This is a genomic window from Halorubrum sp. SD41 (assembly GCF_058630335.1).
Genome location: NZ_JBZVGZ010000014.1, coordinates 1 through 15327, shown reverse-complemented (window position 1 = coordinate 15327; position 15327 = coordinate 1). Strand labels below are relative to the sequence as shown.

The following is a 15327-nucleotide window of genomic DNA, read 5'->3' as shown; positions in this document are numbered from 1 at the left end:
CAACGACATCTTATAAGCCGTCGGGCGCGGAACGGTCTCGGTAATGCTGGACGGGGTCAACGTCGCGCTCGGCGTCTCGGGGAGCATCGCGGCGGTGAAGGTCGTCGAACTCGCGCACGAACTGCGCCGGCACGGCGCGAGCGTGCGCGCCGTCATGTCCCCGGCGGCGACGAATATTATTCACCCGTGGGCGGTCGACTTCGCGACCGACGAGCCCGTCGTCACCGAGATCACCGGGAGCGTGGAACACGTGGAGCTCTGCGGCCGCGAGGGGTGGGCGGACGTGCTGCTGTTGGCTCCGGCGACCGCGAACACCGCCGGGAAGGTCGCGGCCGCGGTCGACGACACGCCCGTGACGACCTGCGCGACGACGGCCTTGGGCGCGGACGTGCCGGTCGTGATGGCGCCCGCGATGCACGAGCCGATGTACGATCACCCGGGCGTTCTGGACGCGCTCGACAAACTGGAGTCGTGGGGCGTGCGCTTCGCCGACCCGCGGATCGAGGAGGGCAAGGCGAAGATCGCGGCCGAAGGGGACATCGTCACCGAGGTCGCCCGCGCGACGACGCCGCAGACGCTCGCCGGGACGCACGTCGTCGTCACCGCCGGCGCGACGAAGGAGCGGATCGACCCGATCCGGATCTTGACGAACCGCGCGTCGGGGAAGACGGGCCGGGCGGTGGCGCGGGCGTGCTACGTCCGCGGCGCCCGGGTGACGCTCGTTCAGGACGGCCCCGAGGTCCCGTACGCCGACGTGGTCGCCGTGGAGACGGCCGACGAGATGATGGCGGCCTGTCGGCGGACCGCGGCGACCGCGGATGCGCTGGTGTCGGCGGCCGCCATCTCCGACTTCACCGCCGACGCGGTCGACGAGAAGATCCGGTCGGGGTCGCCGCTGTCGGTCGAGTTGGAGCCGACGCCGAAGCTCATCGACTCGGTGCGCGAGGCGTACCCGGACCTCCCGATCGTCGGGTTCAAAGCCGAGACGTCGGGCGACGACGCGGCGATGGTCTCCGAGGCGGAGCGCATCCGCGACCGGGTCGGGCTGGCGTTCGTCGTCGCGAACGACGCGAGCGTGATGGGCGGCGACGAGACGCGCGTCCTGCTGGTCGGCGAGGACGGGACCGACCCGGAGGAGGCCGCCGGCTCGAAGGACGCGGTCGCCGGCCGCATCGCCGACCGGCTCGCGGCGGCGCTCGACGCGTCGGGGTGAGGGGCGGCCGGAGCGATCGCCTCCGCGACGCTTCCGCGCCGCCCCTTCGACGCTTCCGTGCCGCCCCGCGACGACCGCGAACCGTGCGGACGGTATCGCCCGGCCCCGGCAGGGTTACCGCGGATACAAACTGTTTTGGGGCGGTAGAGTAACCACTCGGGTAGAACCATTCATGTGTAACGAGACGGTCACGCACGACCCCGTGGGAGGTGTGGTGGGTGGCTGACACCGATCCGCCCGCCGGCGACTCCGCTCCCGACGCGGAGGCGACGGTCGGTTCCGGTGCGGGCGCGGTCATCGTTCCGGTCGAGCCGAGCTCCACGCTGCGCTCGACGATCGCCCACGTCGCGGAGGCCGCCGCGGCCGACGGCGCGTCCGCGGTCCACCTCGTCGAGATCGCCTCGTGGCGGAACGGGGACCCCGAGAGCGACGAACGGGCCGCCGCCGCCGAGCGCGTGCTCGAACGCGCGGCGGCGTGGGCGAGAGCCGACTTGGAGGACTCCGAGGAGACCGCCGCCCCGGACGTCGAGGTCGTCACGGCGGTGCTCGGGGCCGACGGCTACCTGTTCGGCGCCGACGACTACGTCCGCGTCCTCGCGGAGTACGCCGAGGACAACGGCGCCGACCGCGTCGTCTTGGACCCCGAGTACACCCCGGTGGGGAACACGACGCTTCTCCAGCCGCTGGAGTTCGCGCTCTCGAACACGCCGCTGTCGGTCGAGACCGCGCCGGTCGACCGACCGACGCGCCGGGAGCGGTTCCGAACCGAGGCCACGACCGGGCGGTTCGTGGCGCTGTTCGGGCTCTCGCTGGCCTTCTATCTCCTGTTGGGCGACCCGACCTACTGGTTCGACGCCGTGACGGGCGTCGCGACCGCCGCGGTCGTCTCGATCACCCTCTCGCGGGTGAGCCTCGACTCGAACCCGGCGTTCCCGCGGACCCCGATGCGGATCGTTCGCGGCGTGATTTACGTCCCCGTGCTGCTGTTCGAGATCGTGAAGGCGAACCTCGTCGTCGCCCGGGTCATCCTCGACCCGCGGCTCCCGATCGACCCGACGCTGAACCGGATGCGCGTGATCGTCGGGAGCGGGCTCCCGCTGATGACGCTCGCGAACTCGATCACGCTGACGCCCGGGACGCTCACCGTCCGCGCCCGCGACAGCGACCTCTACGTCCACTCGCTCGTCCCGTGGGCCCGCGAGGGGCTGTTCGACGGCCCCCTCGAACGGTGGACGCGCTTCGTCTACTACGGCCGCCGAGCGGCCCGGCTTCCGTCCCCACGCGAGCGCGACGACGTCGCGATCCTTCAGGGTCCCGACGCAACCGAGGAGCTGCCGATTGCCGCCGCCGACGGGGGCGACCCGGGATCGGGCGGCGAGGCCGAGTCGAGTGACGGTCCGGGCGGCGATGCCGAGCCGACCGACGACCCGACCGACGCGGACGAGGTGACCGACCGATGAGCCTCGTGGACGCCTCGCTCGCGGCCGGCTACACGCTCGGCGACTTCCTGCTCGTCGCGGCCGCCGGCTTCGCCGTCCTCGCGGTCGGGATGCTCTACCGCGCGGTTGTCGGGCCGACGATGCAAGACCGGGTGCTGGCGGTGAACGTCCTCGGGACGAACACCGTCGTCATCCTCGCCATCCTCGGCGCGGCGCTCGGCGAGCCGACGTTCCTCGACATCGCCTTAGTGTACGCGCTGCTGAACTTCCTGATGGCCATCGCCATCTCGAAGTTCACCGTCGAGCGGGGTGGCGTGCTGTGACCGCCGCCCCCGTGGAGACGGCTCGCGTGTGGCTCGTGGTCGCGCTCACGCTGCTCGGGCTGTTCTTCTCGTTCGTCTCGATGGTGGGCGTCCTCCGGCTGCCGGACGTCTACTCGCGGGCGCACACCGCCTCGCAGGCCGACACGCTCGGCGCGGGGTTCGGCCTCGCGGCCGTCGCGCTCACCGTCGGGCTGGCGGGGTCCGGCTTCAAGTCGGTGCTCCTGCTGTTCTTCATCTTCGTGACGAACCCGACCGCGGCCCACGCCATCGCCCGGGCCGCCTTCGAAGAGGGAACCGTGCCGTGGATCGAGGGGGACGACCGCCGATGACGGGCGCGCTCGCGTCGGCCGCCCTCCTCGGCGCGCCGGTGGTCGCGCAGATCACCGCCGTCGAGGCGAGCCTGTTCGCCTTCGTCGTGCTGACCGCGCTGTTCACGGCCTTAGCGCGCGACGTGCTCGCGGCGGTGATCATCTTCGGCGCGTACAGCCTCGGGATGGCAGCGCTGTACACGTTCTACCGCGCGCCGGACGTGGCGATGACGGAGGCCGCCATCTCCGCCGGCGTCACGACCGTGCTGCTGCTGTTGACGCTCGCGAAGACGACCCGCCTCGACCACGAGGCCGCCTTCGAGTCGGTGAACCTGCCCGCGGCCGGCGCGGCCGGTCTGCTGTTCGCCGGCCTCATGCTCACGATGGGCGACATTCCTGCGGTGGGCTCTCGGGACGCGCCGATCTGGTCGAACCCGGACGTGACCCAGTGGTACATCGCGGAGACGTACGCGGAGACGGGCGTCGAGAACACGGTGATGGCCGTGTTAGCGGCGTTCCGCGGGTTCGACACGTTCGGCGAGGCGGTCGTCGTGTTCGCGGCCGGGATCGCCGCCCTCATCGTCCTCCACAGGGAGGTGTTCGCATGAGCGGCACAGACTCCGGCGTCGACGCCGGCACCGGTTCCGACACAGGCGCCGCTGCCGACGCCGACGCCGCAGAAGCCGGCGATGCCGCCGATACCGACGCCGCAGGAACCAGCGACGCCGCCGGTTCCGAGTTCGCCTCCGGCGGCGGGTTCGGCCGTGACCGGCCGCCGCGCAGCGACGGCCGCCTCGACTCGGAGCGCCGACAGGGGACCCCGTACACGGAGAGTCAGGTGATCATGCCGACGGTGAAGATCGTCGCGCCGTTCGCGTTCACCTACGGGCTGTTCGTCACCTTCCACGGCGCCGGCTCGCCCGGCGGCGGGTTCCAGGGCGGCGCCATCGTGGCCGCGGTCGTGTTCATGATCGCGTTCGCGTTCGGCATCGAGGCGACCCGGCAGTGGCTCGCGAACACCGTCGTCGTCGCGCTCGCGGTCGGCGGCGCGCTCGTGTTCGCCGGCATCGGGCTGGTCCCGGTCGCGCTCGGCGGCGCGTTCCTCCAGTACGAGCTGCTCCCGATCCCCGACCCCGTGAAGTACGGGATGGAGGGCGTCGAGATCCTCGGGATCGGCACCATCGTCGCCGGCGTCCTCATCGGGCTGTTCTTCGTCCTCGCGAAGGGGTTCAGCGACGCGGGCGGGTTCGCCGACGCGGACGCGTTCGACGACGAGGTCGGCGAGGGCCCCGACGGAGCCGACGAATCGACCGCCGGCGACGACGCGGCGGACGGCGCTTCCGACTCGGCCGACGACGGTCGGTCGGACCCGGGAGCGTCCGGTCCGGCCGCGACCGACGGGGGTGAGCGGTAGTGTCCGCTCCCCTCGGTACGGTCGACCTCGCCGGAACCGCCGTCTCGGCGCTCGCCGCTACCGCCAGCGCCGTCGACATCCTCACGACGAGACACGCGTACGTCGCGTTCGCGCTGCTGCTGTGCATCGGCCTGTACATGATGATCGCGAACCCGAACCTCGTGAAGAAGATCATCGGACTCAACCTGTTCCAGACGGCGATCTTCCTGCTGTTCATCGCCTCGGCGTACGTCGAGGGCGGATCGATCCCGATCGTCCCGACCGGCGGTCCGGAGGGCGGGCTCTACGTGAGCCCGCTGCCGCACGTCCTCGTGCTCACCGCCATCGTCGTCGGCGTGAGCCTCACCGCGGTCGCGCTCGCGCTGTGCATCCGGATCTACGACGAGTACGGCACGCTGCGCACCGACACGCTCCGCGAACTGCTCCGCGACGAGGGGTCGATCCCGTCGCGCCGGTCGCCGGACGCGTCGGGCACCGACGGGGCGGCAGGCGTCGACGGTGCGCCGGCCGCCGACGGGGCGCCCGCCGCCGACGATGCGTCGGGCGCACCCGAGACGGGGGGTGAGACGGATGATTGACGTCCTCCTGCCGCTCGCGGTCGTCGTCCCCATCGTGGCGGCGACGCTGCCGCTGGCGCTCGGGCTCCGGTACGACCGGGTCGGCTGGCCGATCGCCGCGGTCGGCACGACGGCCGTGGCCGGAATCGCGGCCGCGATCGCGGCGGAGGTGGTCGTCAACGGCCCGTTCGACCACGCGCTCGGGGGCTTCCTCCCGCCGGTGGGGATCGAACTCGTCGCCGACCGGCTGTCGGTGGCGGTGCTGCTGCTCGTCGCCGCGGTGTCGGTCGCGACGCTCGCGTTCGCGCGGGTCGCCGGCCCGCGGGGGAACCCCTTCTACAGCGCCTACCTCCTGCTGGTCGGCGGCCTCGTGGGGATGGTGCTCACCGGGGACCTGTTCAACCTGTTCGTCTTCTTAGAGATCACCGGGCTGACGACGTACGCGCTCATCGCCGCGGACCGGTCGGGCGCGAGCGCGTACGCCTCGCTGAAGTACCTCGTCGTCGGCACCGTCGGCGCCTCGCTGTACCTGCTCGGCGTCGGCTACGTCTTCCTCGCGACGGGGACGCTGAACATGATCGCCGTCCAAGAGCAGATCGTCGCGCAGGCCGGCTACGGCGACCCGCTCGTCCGCGCGAGCTACGCGTTCATCGTGACCGGGCTGGCGCTGAAGATCGCCATCTTCCCGGTCCACTCCTGGCAGCCCGACGCCTACCAGCGCGCGCCGGACTCGGTCACGACGATCGTCGCGGCGCTGGTCTCGACGACGAGCGCCTACGCGCTGATCCGCGTGACGTACACCGTGTTCACGGTCGACTTCCTCGCGGCCAACGAGGGGATCGCCACCGCGCTGCTCGTCGTCTCGACCGTTTCGATCGTCGCGGGCTCCGCGCTCGCCGCGATGCAGTCGGACCTCAAGCGGATGTTCGCGTACTCCTCGGTCGCGCAGTTCGGGATGATCGGCGCGGCCGTCGCGCTGGCGAACGAGACGGCCCTGCTCGGCGGGATCGTCCACCTGATCGGCCACGGAATCATGAAGTTCGGCCTGTTCCTCGGGATCGGCCTGCTCGCGCTCGGCTACGGCACCCGGCGGATGGAGGACCTGGCGAGCGCCGCGCGCGCGGCCCCGTACACGTCCGGCGCGCTCGCCGTCCTCGGCCTCGGGCTCGTCGGGATCCCGCCCTCGATCGGCTTCCTCGGAAAGTGGTACATCGGCGTCGGCGCGGTCGACGCCGGCCTCGTCGGCGGCGGCGCGGTCGGGATCGCGGTCGCGGGGGCGATATTCGTCAGCACGCTGTTCACGCTGTCGTACGTCGCGCGGCTGTTGGAGCGGTTCTACTTCGGCGGGGCCGGGCTGCCCGGCGATCACGGCGAGCCGGCCGGAGACGGCGGTGACGGCGCGGGCGAAGGGGCGGCGACCGACGGTGGCCGCGGAAATGACCACGCGGCGACCGACGGTGGCCGCGGAAATGACCACGCGGCGACCGACGGCGCCGACGCCGCCACGGCCGGCGGCGGAGAGTCGTCCCCCGCGAAGACCGCCGACGGCCTCCCCGCGCCCGTCGAGGGCGCGCCGCGGTCGTCGCTCGTCCCCGACCGGGTGCCGACCGCGCCGCTGCTCGCGCTCGGACTGGCGGTGGTGGCGACCGTCGCGCTCGGCTTCGGCGGCTTCGCGCTCGCGGAGTGGTTCGGCCCGTTCCTCACGGAGGCCTTCGCATGACTGACGCTGTACTCTCAGACCCACGACCCCTACTGGCGGTCCTCGTCTCGTTCGTCGCGGCGTTCCTCATCGTCGCGTCGTACCGCTCGCCGAACGTCCGCGAGGGGTGGACGCTCGTCGCCTCGCTCGCGAAGTTCGGCATCGTCGCGTCGATGCTGCCGGCGGTCCTCGACGGCGCGGTGTTCGAGTGGTCGGCCGGAGCGTTCCTCCCGGGCATCGGCGCGCCGATCGAGTTCGCGCTCCGCGCGGACGCGCTCGGCATGCTGTTCGCGTTCCTCGCGAGCGGGCTGTGGATAATCACCTCTTTCTACAGCATCGGCTACATGCGCGGGCTCGACGAGCCGAACCAGACCCGGTACTTCGCAGCGTTCGCGGTGTCGCTCGCCGCGACGATGGGGATCGCGTTCGCCGGCAACCTCGTGACGATCTTCGTCTTCTACGAGCTGCTGTCGATCGCCACGTACCCGCTCGTCGCGCACGACGAGACGGCCGAGGCGCGCTCGGCCGGCCGAAAGTACCTCGCGTACACGATGTTCGGGGGCGGCGTGCTCGTCCTCGCCGGCACCGCGCTCGTCTACCTGATCGCCGGCTCCGTCGACTTCACCGCGGGCGGCATCGCGGAGCTCGCGAACGCCGACCCCGGGCTCGCGATGCTCGCCTTCTTCCTGCTCGCGATCGGGTTCGGCGTGAAGGCGGGGATCATGCCGCTCCACCGGTGGCTCCCCGAGGCGATGGTGGCGCCGACGCCGGTCTCCGGGCTGCTCCACGCGGTCGCGGTCGTCAAGTCGGGCGCGTTCGGCGTCGCCCGGGTCGTCCTCGACGTGTTCGGGCCCGAGCTCGTCTACAACCTCTCGCTGCCGTTCGGGTTCTCTGCCGGGCTCGTCCTCTCGACCATCGGGGCGATCACGCTCACCGCGGCCTCCCTCATTGCCCTGCGGAAGGACCACCTGAAGCGCCGGCTCGCCTACTCGACGATCAGCCAGCTGAGCTACATCATCCTCGGGCTCGGCCTCTTCGGCTGGTACGGGCTCGTGGGCGCGCTGCTTCACATCCCGGCGCACGCGTTCATGAAGCTCACCCTGTTCTTCTGTGCGGGCAACATCCACGTGTCGACCCACACCGACTACATCTCGCAGATGGCCGGGATCGGCAAGCGGATGCCGCTGACGATGGGGGCGTTCACGATAGCCTCGCTGGGGATGGCCGGGATACCGCTGCTCGCCGGTTTCGTCAGCAAGTACTACATGCTGATCGGCGGGGTGCGGATGGGGATGAACTTCACCCCGGTCGCGTACTACCTCGCCGGCGCGCTGCTGCTCTCCGGCGTGCTCAACATCGCGTACTTCTGGCCCGTGATCTACACCGCCTTCTTCGAGGCGGAGGACGCCCACGACGCGAAACCCCTCGTCGACTTCCCGCTCGGCGGCGAGTCGCGGTCGATCGCCGCGGCGACAGACGGGGGCCGCGCGGGCGATGGTGAAGACGACAACCGTGACGACAGCGAGGACGTCGACGACATCGTCGCGGACGCGGGCGATGGCGACGACTCCACGCCCGACGCCGCCGAAGGCGTCGACGAGTCCGAGGTGCCCGACGCCGATCTCGACGACCTCCCGACCGACGAGGAGGGCGTCGTCCGGCCGGACTTCGCGGCGAGCGAGCGCGACTTCTCGGAGCCGGCCGAGCGCGTCGACACGGGCGACTACGCGGTCGACCAGCGCCCCTCCGACGCGGACGTGCCGTTCGGTCCCGGGCGCGGCGAGGCGGCCGACGACGCGGAGACCGCCGACGCCGACGAGGCCCCCCCGGAGCCGACCGAGTCGAGCCGCGGCCCCGACGACCCGCACGGCGACCACGACGACGAGCCGCACGGCGGGCACGACGCGGACACGCACGACGACGACCACCACGGCGGGCCGCCGGCGGGCGGCTGGGAGCACATCGCGGGGCTCGACGCGCTCCGCGGGCGCGAGTCGACGTGGTTCACGCTCGGGCCGATCCTCGCCGCGATGACGCTCGCGGTGCTGCTCGGCGTGATCCCCTACGAGATGGGCTTCCTGGAGCTGATCGAGCTCATCGTCGACACGCGGCTCCCCGAGGGGGTGGTTCGGCCGTGACTATGTCGACCGAGCTCCTGACTTCGCTTCCGCCGTACGTCCTGCTCGCGTTCGCGGCGCTCGCGGTGCTTGCGCTGCCGCGGCGGTCGGGCCACGCGGTCGCCGCGCTGGCGACGGCGTTCACGTTCGCGCAGGCGGTGCTGCTCGGCGACGGCGGCACGGGCGCGCACCTCGCGACGACGTTCCTCGGGTTCGACGTGGTGTTCTTCAACGTCGACCAGTTCTCCCTGCTGATGGGGGTCGTCGTCGGCTTCCTCGCGACGGCCGCAGTGCTGTACGCCTACGGCAGCGAGGCGCCGACGTGGGTGACCGCGTTCGCGCTGCTGTACGTCGCCACGACCTTCGGAACGATCTACGCCGGCGACTGGCTCACGCTGGTCTTCTTCTGGGAGCTGACGGCGGTCACCTCGACGCTGCTCGTCTGGCAGCACGGCGGCGAGGCGGTGCGGGCGGGCTACCGCTACGCGCTGTTCCACGGCACCGGCGGAACCATCCTGCTCGCCGCCGTGGTGGTTCACTTCGCGAACGCCGGCACGTTCCTGTTCTCGGCGACGAACGGGATCGACCCGGCCGCGACGGTGCTCGCGGCGGTCGGCATCGGGATCAACTGCGGGTTCATCTTCCTGCACAGCTGGCTGCCGGACACCTACCCGCGCCCGCACGTCGCGGCGTCGGTGTTCCTCTCGGTGTTCACGACGAAGACCGCCGCCTACGTGATGTACCGCGCGTTCCCCGAGGGCGGCATGTGGCTCGCCTACCTCGGCGGGTTCATGGCCGTCTACGGCGCGTTCTTCGCGCTGCTCCAGTACGACCCGCGGCGGCTGCTGTCGTACCACATCCAGGCCCAGCTCGGCTACATGCTCGCCGGGTTCGGCCTCGCCACGGCGGTCGGCGAGTTCGCCGTCGTCGGCGGCTTCGCGCACCTGTTCAACAACGTCCTCTACAAGAGCCTCCTGTTCATGGCAGTCGGCGTCGTGGTGTACCGGACCGGCGTCGAGGACATCCGCGAGATGGGCGGGCTCTGGCGCGTGATGCCGGTCACCTTCCTCGTCTACCTCGTCGGCGCGGCCTCGATTACGGCGGTGCCGGGGTTCAACGGGTTCATCTCGAAGGGGATGGTGCTCGACTCCGCCCACGAGATTCATAACTACGTCCTGCTCTTAGACAGCGGACTGCTCTGGTGGCTGCTCGTCCTCGGCGGCGTGGGGACGTTCATGTCGTTCATCAAGCTCGGCTACTACGTGTTCTTCCACGGCTCGGCGACGCTGTCGCCGGACGACGCGACGCCGTTCCAGACCGCGGGGATGCTGCTGGCCGCGGGCGCGTGCGTCTTCTTCGGCGTCTTCTACACCCAGCTGATCGAGCTGATGCCGTTCACTGACCTCATCCTCAGCGACGAGGTGTACTTCAAGCCGTACAGTCGGAGCCACCTGACCGAGAGCGCGGCGCTGCTGGTCGCCGGCTTCGCCGGGTTCTTCGCGCTGAAGCGCCCGCTCGGCTGGCTCGCTCATCGGATGCCCGACGTCGACGCCGTCCTCTTCCCGGCGGCGTTCTACCTCGGGCGGGGCTCAGTGTGGGGCGTCACGGAGCTGTGGGCCGCCGTCGACCGCGCGACGATGGCGATCGCGGGCGCGATGATGCGGACGGCGAGCGACCCGCGGGAGGCGCTCTCGCGCGTCGGGATCGACGTCGAGATCCGCGCCGGTATCGGCCGGAGCGTGCTGTTCCTGACGCTCGCGGCCGGAACCGCGCTGTTCGCCGTCCTGCTGATCTGAGGGGCGGCGCTACTGCCTCGCCCGCTCACACCGCCTCGTCGCCTTGTCGCCGCGCCTGCTCGCTGAGCGTGAGGAAGGCGACTGCCCCGAAGAACGCGACCACGAAGGCGAAGACCGCGGCGTCTCCGCCGGCGTAGTGGCCGAACAGAAGCGGCGTGACGCTCAGGCCGAAGAGGCCCAGTCCGTACCCGATCCGGTCGGTCCGGTCCTCGAACCGGGGAGCTTCCGCGAGCAGGGACACGTCGAACGCGAGGTGGAAGTAGGCGGCCCCGGCGTAGACGGCCGCCGTGCCGAGGGCGGTCGGGAGGTACGGGACGAGCTGGTAGACGCCCAGCGCGGCGAGGAGACCGACGCCGGCCGCGATCGGGAGGGCTCGGTTCACGAACGCCTGATCCGCGAGAAAACTGATAAAAGCCGCGACGGTCGCCGCTCAGTACTCCTCGTACGCGAGGTTCATCATCCACTGCGAGAAGGCGTCGGCCTGCGCGTCGACCTCCTCCTCGCCGATGAACGGCGAGAGCATGTCGTCGGCCATAAGCAGCGAGAAGTCGAGGTCGCGCGGCGCGGGCTCTAAGTAGTAGGTGTTGTGGCCGTCGTAGACGGTGTCTTCTCGCTGGATGACCCCGGCCTCCTCCAACGACTCGGCGATGCGGCTCCCCTTCCGCGAGGAGACGTCGAGTTCCTTCCAGAAGTCGCTCTGGTGGATGCCGCCGGTCTCGCGGATGAGTTCGAGGCCGGCGCGCTCGTCCGCCGACAGGTCGGACTCGATTTCGGACGCGCTCATACTCTCTCACGCCTCCCGAATCGCTTAAAACTGGCTTTCCGGTCGGACGCTTCGCGCCGCGCGGTCGTCGTCTCACCGGCGAGTGAACGCGAACTCCCCGCGAGCCGGAGCGACCGTCACGACCCCGACGCCGCGGAAGCCGAGATTGAGCAGGTGCGGCCGGCCGTCTGCCGCCTCGCCGGCGTCGTATCCGAGCTCGTGCGAGTGGCCGCTGAACGCGGCGAACACGTCGTAGTCTCGGATTGCGAGGGCGAGCGCGATCGACCCGGTGTGGAGGTGCTCCCGGTCCGTCTCGCGCGTGCCGACCGCGTGGTGGCGGTCGAACGACGCGCCGAACGGCGGTTGGTGGGTCGCGAGCAGCGCGTCGGAGCGACCGCGCAGGCGCTCCGACAGCCGCTCGTACGTCGCCTCGATCGCCTCGACGCCCCGGTGGAACGCGGCCGCCTCGTCGTCCGCGATCCCCAGCGACGCTGCGGCCTCCCGGACGGACGCGGACCCGCTGACGACGCGGTGACACGCGTCGAGCAGGTCCTCGGCGATCCGGTCGGCTTCGTAGCGGCGGTCCTCGTGGGGGACCGACCGGGGGTCGAGCGCGTCGAACTCGGTCTGCGGAAGCGGCGGGGTGAGCGACCGGCGCTCGCAGCCCCAGCCGACGACAGCGAGGTCCCCGAGCGTCCGGGCGCTCAGGTGTTCCGCGGTGGCCCCGGAGACGGGCGCCACCACCTCGGCCGGCATCGGCGCGGGGTCGTGGTTACCCGGCACGTAGACGACCGGAACGTCCGGGGCGAGCCGCTCGACGAACCGACGCGCCAAGTCGGCGTCGTCGTCGCCCGCGCGGTGCGTGAGATCGCCGACGACCAGGGCGGCGTCGACGTCCTCGGGCGGCGACACCGCGTCGAGGTCGTAGTCGCCGGCCGCGGGCTTCAGGTGGAGGTCGCCGCAGACGAGGAGCCGCATCGTCTCCTCGTTCGCGTCCGGGGTGAAAACGTTCCGGACGACTTGGTACCGCGGCGCACGGCGGACCGACCGGGACGCGACCGCGTCCGACCCGTTAGGTCCCGCCGACCGCGAAGTTCTCGGGGAGCGACACCGGTTCCGCGGGCGTCTCGCAGGGCGGGCCGTCGGCGTACGCCATCTCGGGGTCCGAGCCGGTCCGGATCCGGGTGAACGACCGGGTTCCGAAGGCCTCGCCGTGGAGGCAGGCGCCGTACTCGTGGTCCGCGAGGACGCCGCTCGCGCGGTCGAGCCACGACGAGCCCGACTCGCCCGGCTCCGGGACGAGCGCGGCCGCGACCCGCCTGGCGCTGTCGGCGCGCTCCTCACCGAACTCCCCCCGCCGCTCGGGGACCGCGAACCGCTCCGCGCCGTTGACCACGCCGCCGACGTTGCCGACGACGTGGACGCCCGGGTCGAGTCGGGTCACGACGAGGCCGCCGTCGTACGTCAGCAGGAACGCCGCGCGGTCGTCCGCGAGGACGAGGTTGAAGCCGTCGTACGCGCGCTCGTCGAGCTCGCGCTCGACCGCTCGCACCGCATCCTCGGCGGAGGCGGCCGTCAGGCAGTCGCGGACGAGCAGCCCCCGCGAGCGCTCGCCCTCGCGGTCGGCGTCGAGCCACCGGTTCGTGACGGCGACGACGAGGCCGCGCTCGGAGAGGCCGATCCACGTCCCGCCGGCCTCGGCGTCGCGCGGGGCGACGTACCGGACTCCGTCGCCGTCGGCCGTTCGGAGCGCCGGCGGTTCGCTCGGGCGGTCAAGGGCCTCGTCGCGGGTGGCCGCGAGCGCGACGGGGGCGTCGCCGAACGCCCGCCACGCGAGGGTCAGAGTACACACGCCCGCAGATACGCCCGAGCGACTGAAAACTCCACGGGGGATCCGCCGCACGTGTTTACTCACAATAAAAGAAATCTTTTGGTGACTGGCCGCTTTGGTCCGGATATGAACGCGATTGCCGTCTACGAGGGAGCCGACGAACCGGTCGTGACAGCGAAGCCGCGACCGGAGCCCGCGCCCGGCGAGGCGCTGGTCCGGACCCTGCGGGTCGGCGTGGACGGGACCGACCACGAGGTCATCGCCGGCGGTCACGGAGGGTCTCCCGCGGGCGAGGACCACCTCGTGCTCGGCCACGAGGCCGTCGGCGTGGTCGAGGACCCGAACGACACGCCGTTCGAGGCCGGCGACGTCGTCGTCCCGACGGTGCGCCGCCCGCCCAACGGCGCCAACGAGTACTTCGCGCGCGGCGAGCCGGACATGGCGCCGGACGGCGAGTACCACGAGCGCGGCATCGTCGGCGCGCACGGCTTCATGGCCGAGTACTTCACCAGCCCGGCGGAGTTCCTCGTCGAGATTCCGCCGGCGCTCGCGGAGTGGGGGTTCCTCGTCGAGCCGATCTCGATCGCGGAGAAGGCGATCGAGCACGCGTACGCCAGCCGGTCGGCGTTCAACTGGGAGCCCGAGTCGGCGCTGGTGTTGGGCAACGGGTCGCTCGGGCTGCTGACGGTCGCGACCCTCGGCGAGGAGTTCGACCGGATCTACTGTCTCGGGCGCCGCGAGCGCCCCGACCCGACGATCGAGATCATCGAGTCGCTGGGGGCGACGTACGTGAACTCCAACGAGACGTCGATCCCCGAGGTCCCGGAGGCGTACGAGCCGATGGACTTCGTCTTCGAGGCGACCGGCTACGCGCCCCACGCCTTCGAGACGATCGAGGCGCTCGCGCCCAACGGCGTCGGCGCGCTGCTCGGCGTTCCGGGCGACTGGGAGTTCGAGGTCGACGGCGGGCGGCTCCACCGGGAGTTCGTCCTCCACAACAAGGCGCTCGTCGGCAGCGTCAACTCCGGCTACGGCCACTTCGAGTCGGCCGTCGAGTCGCTCTCGGGGCTCTCGGACGCGTTCCTAGACGATCTCGTGACGGGAATCCACGGGCTCGACGAGTTCGAGGCCGCGTTCGCGGATGACGACACGACTATTAAAACGGCGGTCGAATTCGGCGCATATGAAGAACGTTGACGACCTCATCGACAGCGCGGCAGAGCTCGCGGAGCGGGGGCTCTCGAAGGGCGAAATCGCGGACGAGCTGAACGTCTCCCGCGAGACGGCGAGCTGGCTGGTCGAGCGCGGCGGCGGGGCGGAGAGCGCGGAGGCGGCCGACGCGACCGCCTCCGCCGACATCCACGTCGACTGGTCGGCGCTCGGGCGCGACTCGACCCGCCTCGGCTACGCGGCGAGCGCGATGGCGGACCTGCTCGCCAAGCAGGGCGAGGAAGTGGACCTGACCGTCGGCGTCGAGAAGGCGGGCGCGCCGCTCGCGACCGCCGTCGCCGACCGGCTCGACACCGACCTCGGCACGTACGCGCCCGCGAAACACCAGTGGGAAGAGGGAGACATCGACGAGCACGGCGGCGGCTTCTCGCGGAACTTCGCCGCGATCCGGAACCGCGACTGCTACGTCGTCGACGACATCATCACCTCGGGGACGACGATGCGGGAGTCGATCGACGCGATCCGCGAGCAGGGCGGCGAGCCGGTCGCGTGCGTCGTCCTCGTCGACAAGATGGGGTACGACGACATCGACGGCGTCCCCGTCTACTCGCTCGTCGACGTCGTCCGCGTCGACCGCGACGAGTAGGGTCGCGACGAGTTCTGGAATTCACTTATAAACATCGGCTTACAGAGCGAC

General features: G+C 71.2%; 16 protein-coding genes. 12 read left to right on the top strand and 4 right to left on the bottom strand.

Going from position 1 to position 15327, the window contains the following annotated elements; genetic code table 11:
• The first annotated feature begins 43 nt into the window (after positions 1-43).
• The 10 genes from coaBC to AC4NMM_RS07970 all read left to right on the top strand — a co-directional run bounded on the left by coaBC (position 44) and on the right by AC4NMM_RS07970 (position 10866).
• Complete coding sequence (coaBC, locus tag AC4NMM_RS08015; RefSeq protein WP_096393196.1) at positions 44-1213, top strand: bifunctional phosphopantothenoylcysteine decarboxylase/phosphopantothenate--cysteine ligase CoaBC; 1170 nt, start codon at positions 44-46, stop codon at positions 1211-1213.
• A 218-nt stretch (positions 1214-1431) separates the two neighbouring features.
• Positions 1432-2673: a monovalent cation/H+ antiporter subunit E gene (locus AC4NMM_RS08010; protein WP_491924034.1), complete on the top strand. Its 1242-nt coding sequence runs from the start codon at positions 1432-1434 to the stop codon at positions 2671-2673.
• Positions 2670-2975, top strand: a complete 306-nt coding sequence (locus tag AC4NMM_RS08005) for a cation:proton antiporter (protein ID WP_004598222.1) — start codon at positions 2670-2672, stop codon at positions 2973-2975. Before AC4NMM_RS08010 ends, AC4NMM_RS08005 begins: the two co-directional genes overlap by 4 nt.
• Positions 2972-3304, top strand: coding sequence for a monovalent cation/H(+) antiporter subunit G (mnhG, locus tag AC4NMM_RS08000; RefSeq protein WP_096393198.1), 333 nt, complete (start codon positions 2972-2974; stop codon positions 3302-3304). The genes AC4NMM_RS08005 and mnhG overlap by 4 nt, the downstream gene beginning before the upstream one ends.
• A complete protein-coding gene (locus tag AC4NMM_RS07995; protein ID WP_491924033.1) occupies positions 3301-3891 on the top strand; it encodes a DUF4040 domain-containing protein in 591 nt (196 codons plus the stop codon). Before mnhG ends, AC4NMM_RS07995 begins: the two co-directional genes overlap by 4 nt.
• Entirely contained in the window at positions 3888-4697 is an 810-nt protein-coding gene (locus tag AC4NMM_RS07990) for an MnhB domain-containing protein (protein ID WP_491924032.1), read from the top strand. Before AC4NMM_RS07995 ends, AC4NMM_RS07990 begins: the two co-directional genes overlap by 4 nt.
• A complete protein-coding gene (locus AC4NMM_RS07985) occupies positions 4697-5275 on the top strand; it encodes a cation:proton antiporter subunit C (RefSeq protein ID WP_491924031.1) in 579 nt (192 codons plus the stop codon). Before AC4NMM_RS07990 ends, AC4NMM_RS07985 begins: the two co-directional genes overlap by 1 nt.
• Entirely contained in the window at positions 5268-6974 is a 1707-nt protein-coding gene (locus tag AC4NMM_RS07980) for a proton-conducting transporter transmembrane domain-containing protein (RefSeq protein WP_491924030.1), read from the top strand. Before AC4NMM_RS07985 ends, AC4NMM_RS07980 begins: the two co-directional genes overlap by 8 nt.
• Positions 6971-9091, top strand: coding sequence for a proton-conducting transporter transmembrane domain-containing protein (locus AC4NMM_RS07975; RefSeq protein ID WP_096393203.1), 2121 nt, complete (start codon positions 6971-6973; stop codon positions 9089-9091). The genes AC4NMM_RS07980 and AC4NMM_RS07975 overlap by 4 nt, the downstream gene beginning before the upstream one ends.
• The gene (locus AC4NMM_RS07970) at positions 9088-10866 is read left to right on the top strand and encodes a Na(+)/H(+) antiporter subunit D (RefSeq protein ID WP_491924029.1); all 1779 of its coding nucleotides are present in this window, start codon (positions 9088-9090) and stop codon (positions 10864-10866) included. Before AC4NMM_RS07975 ends, AC4NMM_RS07970 begins: the two co-directional genes overlap by 4 nt.
• 25 nt (positions 10867-10891) lie before the next feature.
• On the opposite strand, the gene AC4NMM_RS07965 is transcribed toward AC4NMM_RS07970, so the two are convergent.
• The 4 genes from AC4NMM_RS07965 to AC4NMM_RS07950 all read right to left on the bottom strand — a co-directional run bounded on the left by AC4NMM_RS07965 (position 10892) and on the right by AC4NMM_RS07950 (position 13481).
• Entirely contained in the window at positions 10892-11248 is a 357-nt protein-coding gene (locus tag AC4NMM_RS07965) for a hypothetical protein (RefSeq protein WP_491924028.1), read from the bottom strand.
• Between the two features lie 48 nt (positions 11249-11296).
• Positions 11297-11650, bottom strand: coding sequence for a helix-turn-helix transcriptional regulator (locus AC4NMM_RS07960; RefSeq protein ID WP_004598213.1), 354 nt, complete (start codon positions 11648-11650; stop codon positions 11297-11299).
• 72 nt (positions 11651-11722) lie between these two features.
• The gene (locus AC4NMM_RS07955) at positions 11723-12607 is read right to left on the bottom strand and encodes a metallophosphoesterase family protein (RefSeq protein WP_491924027.1); all 885 of its coding nucleotides are present in this window, start codon (positions 12605-12607) and stop codon (positions 11723-11725) included.
• A gap of 94 nt (positions 12608-12701) precedes the next feature.
• Positions 12702-13481 carry an NRDE family protein gene (locus tag AC4NMM_RS07950; protein ID WP_491924026.1) on the bottom strand — a complete coding sequence of 260 codons (780 nt, stop codon included), beginning with the start codon at positions 13479-13481 and terminating at the stop codon, positions 12702-12704.
• Between the two features lie 105 nt (positions 13482-13586).
• Between AC4NMM_RS07950 and AC4NMM_RS07945 the strand changes: the two genes are divergently transcribed.
• Entirely contained in the window at positions 13587-14657 is a 1071-nt protein-coding gene (locus AC4NMM_RS07945) for a glucose 1-dehydrogenase (RefSeq protein WP_491924025.1), read from the top strand.
• On the top strand, positions 14644-15276 hold the full coding sequence (gfcR, locus tag AC4NMM_RS07940; protein WP_096393209.1) for a transcriptional regulator GfcR: 633 nt from the start codon (positions 14644-14646) through the stop codon (positions 15274-15276). Before AC4NMM_RS07945 ends, gfcR begins: the two co-directional genes overlap by 14 nt.
• Positions 15277-15327: the final 51 nt, after the last annotated feature.

Bases quoted from the DNA above. Each gene is read 5' to 3' on its own strand.
- coaBC (WP_096393196.1), top strand. From the start codon at position 44: ATGCTGGACGGGGTCAACGTCGCGCTCGGCGTCTCGGGGAGCATCGCG.
- AC4NMM_RS07960 (WP_004598213.1), bottom strand. From the start codon at position 11,650: ATGAGCGCGTCCGAAATCGAGTCCGACCTGTCGGCGGACGAGCGCGCC.
- AC4NMM_RS07975 (WP_096393203.1), top strand. From the start codon at position 6,971: ATGACTGACGCTGTACTCTCAGACCCACGACCCCTACTGGCGGTCCTC.
- AC4NMM_RS07945 (WP_491924025.1), top strand. From the start codon at position 13,587: ATGAACGCGATTGCCGTCTACGAGGGAGCCGACGAACCGGTCGTGACA.
- AC4NMM_RS07990 (WP_491924032.1), top strand. From the start codon at position 3,888: ATGAGCGGCACAGACTCCGGCGTCGACGCCGGCACCGGTTCCGACACA.
- AC4NMM_RS07980 (WP_491924030.1), top strand. From the start codon at position 5,268: ATGATTGACGTCCTCCTGCCGCTCGCGGTCGTCGTCCCCATCGTGGCG.
- AC4NMM_RS07955 (WP_491924027.1), bottom strand. From the start codon at position 12,607: ATGCGGCTCCTCGTCTGCGGCGACCTCCACCTGAAGCCCGCGGCCGGC.
- AC4NMM_RS08005 (WP_004598222.1), top strand. From the start codon at position 2,670: ATGAGCCTCGTGGACGCCTCGCTCGCGGCCGGCTACACGCTCGGCGAC.
- gfcR (WP_096393209.1), top strand. From the start codon at position 14,644: ATGAAGAACGTTGACGACCTCATCGACAGCGCGGCAGAGCTCGCGGAG.
- AC4NMM_RS07995 (WP_491924033.1), top strand. From the start codon at position 3,301: ATGACGGGCGCGCTCGCGTCGGCCGCCCTCCTCGGCGCGCCGGTGGTC.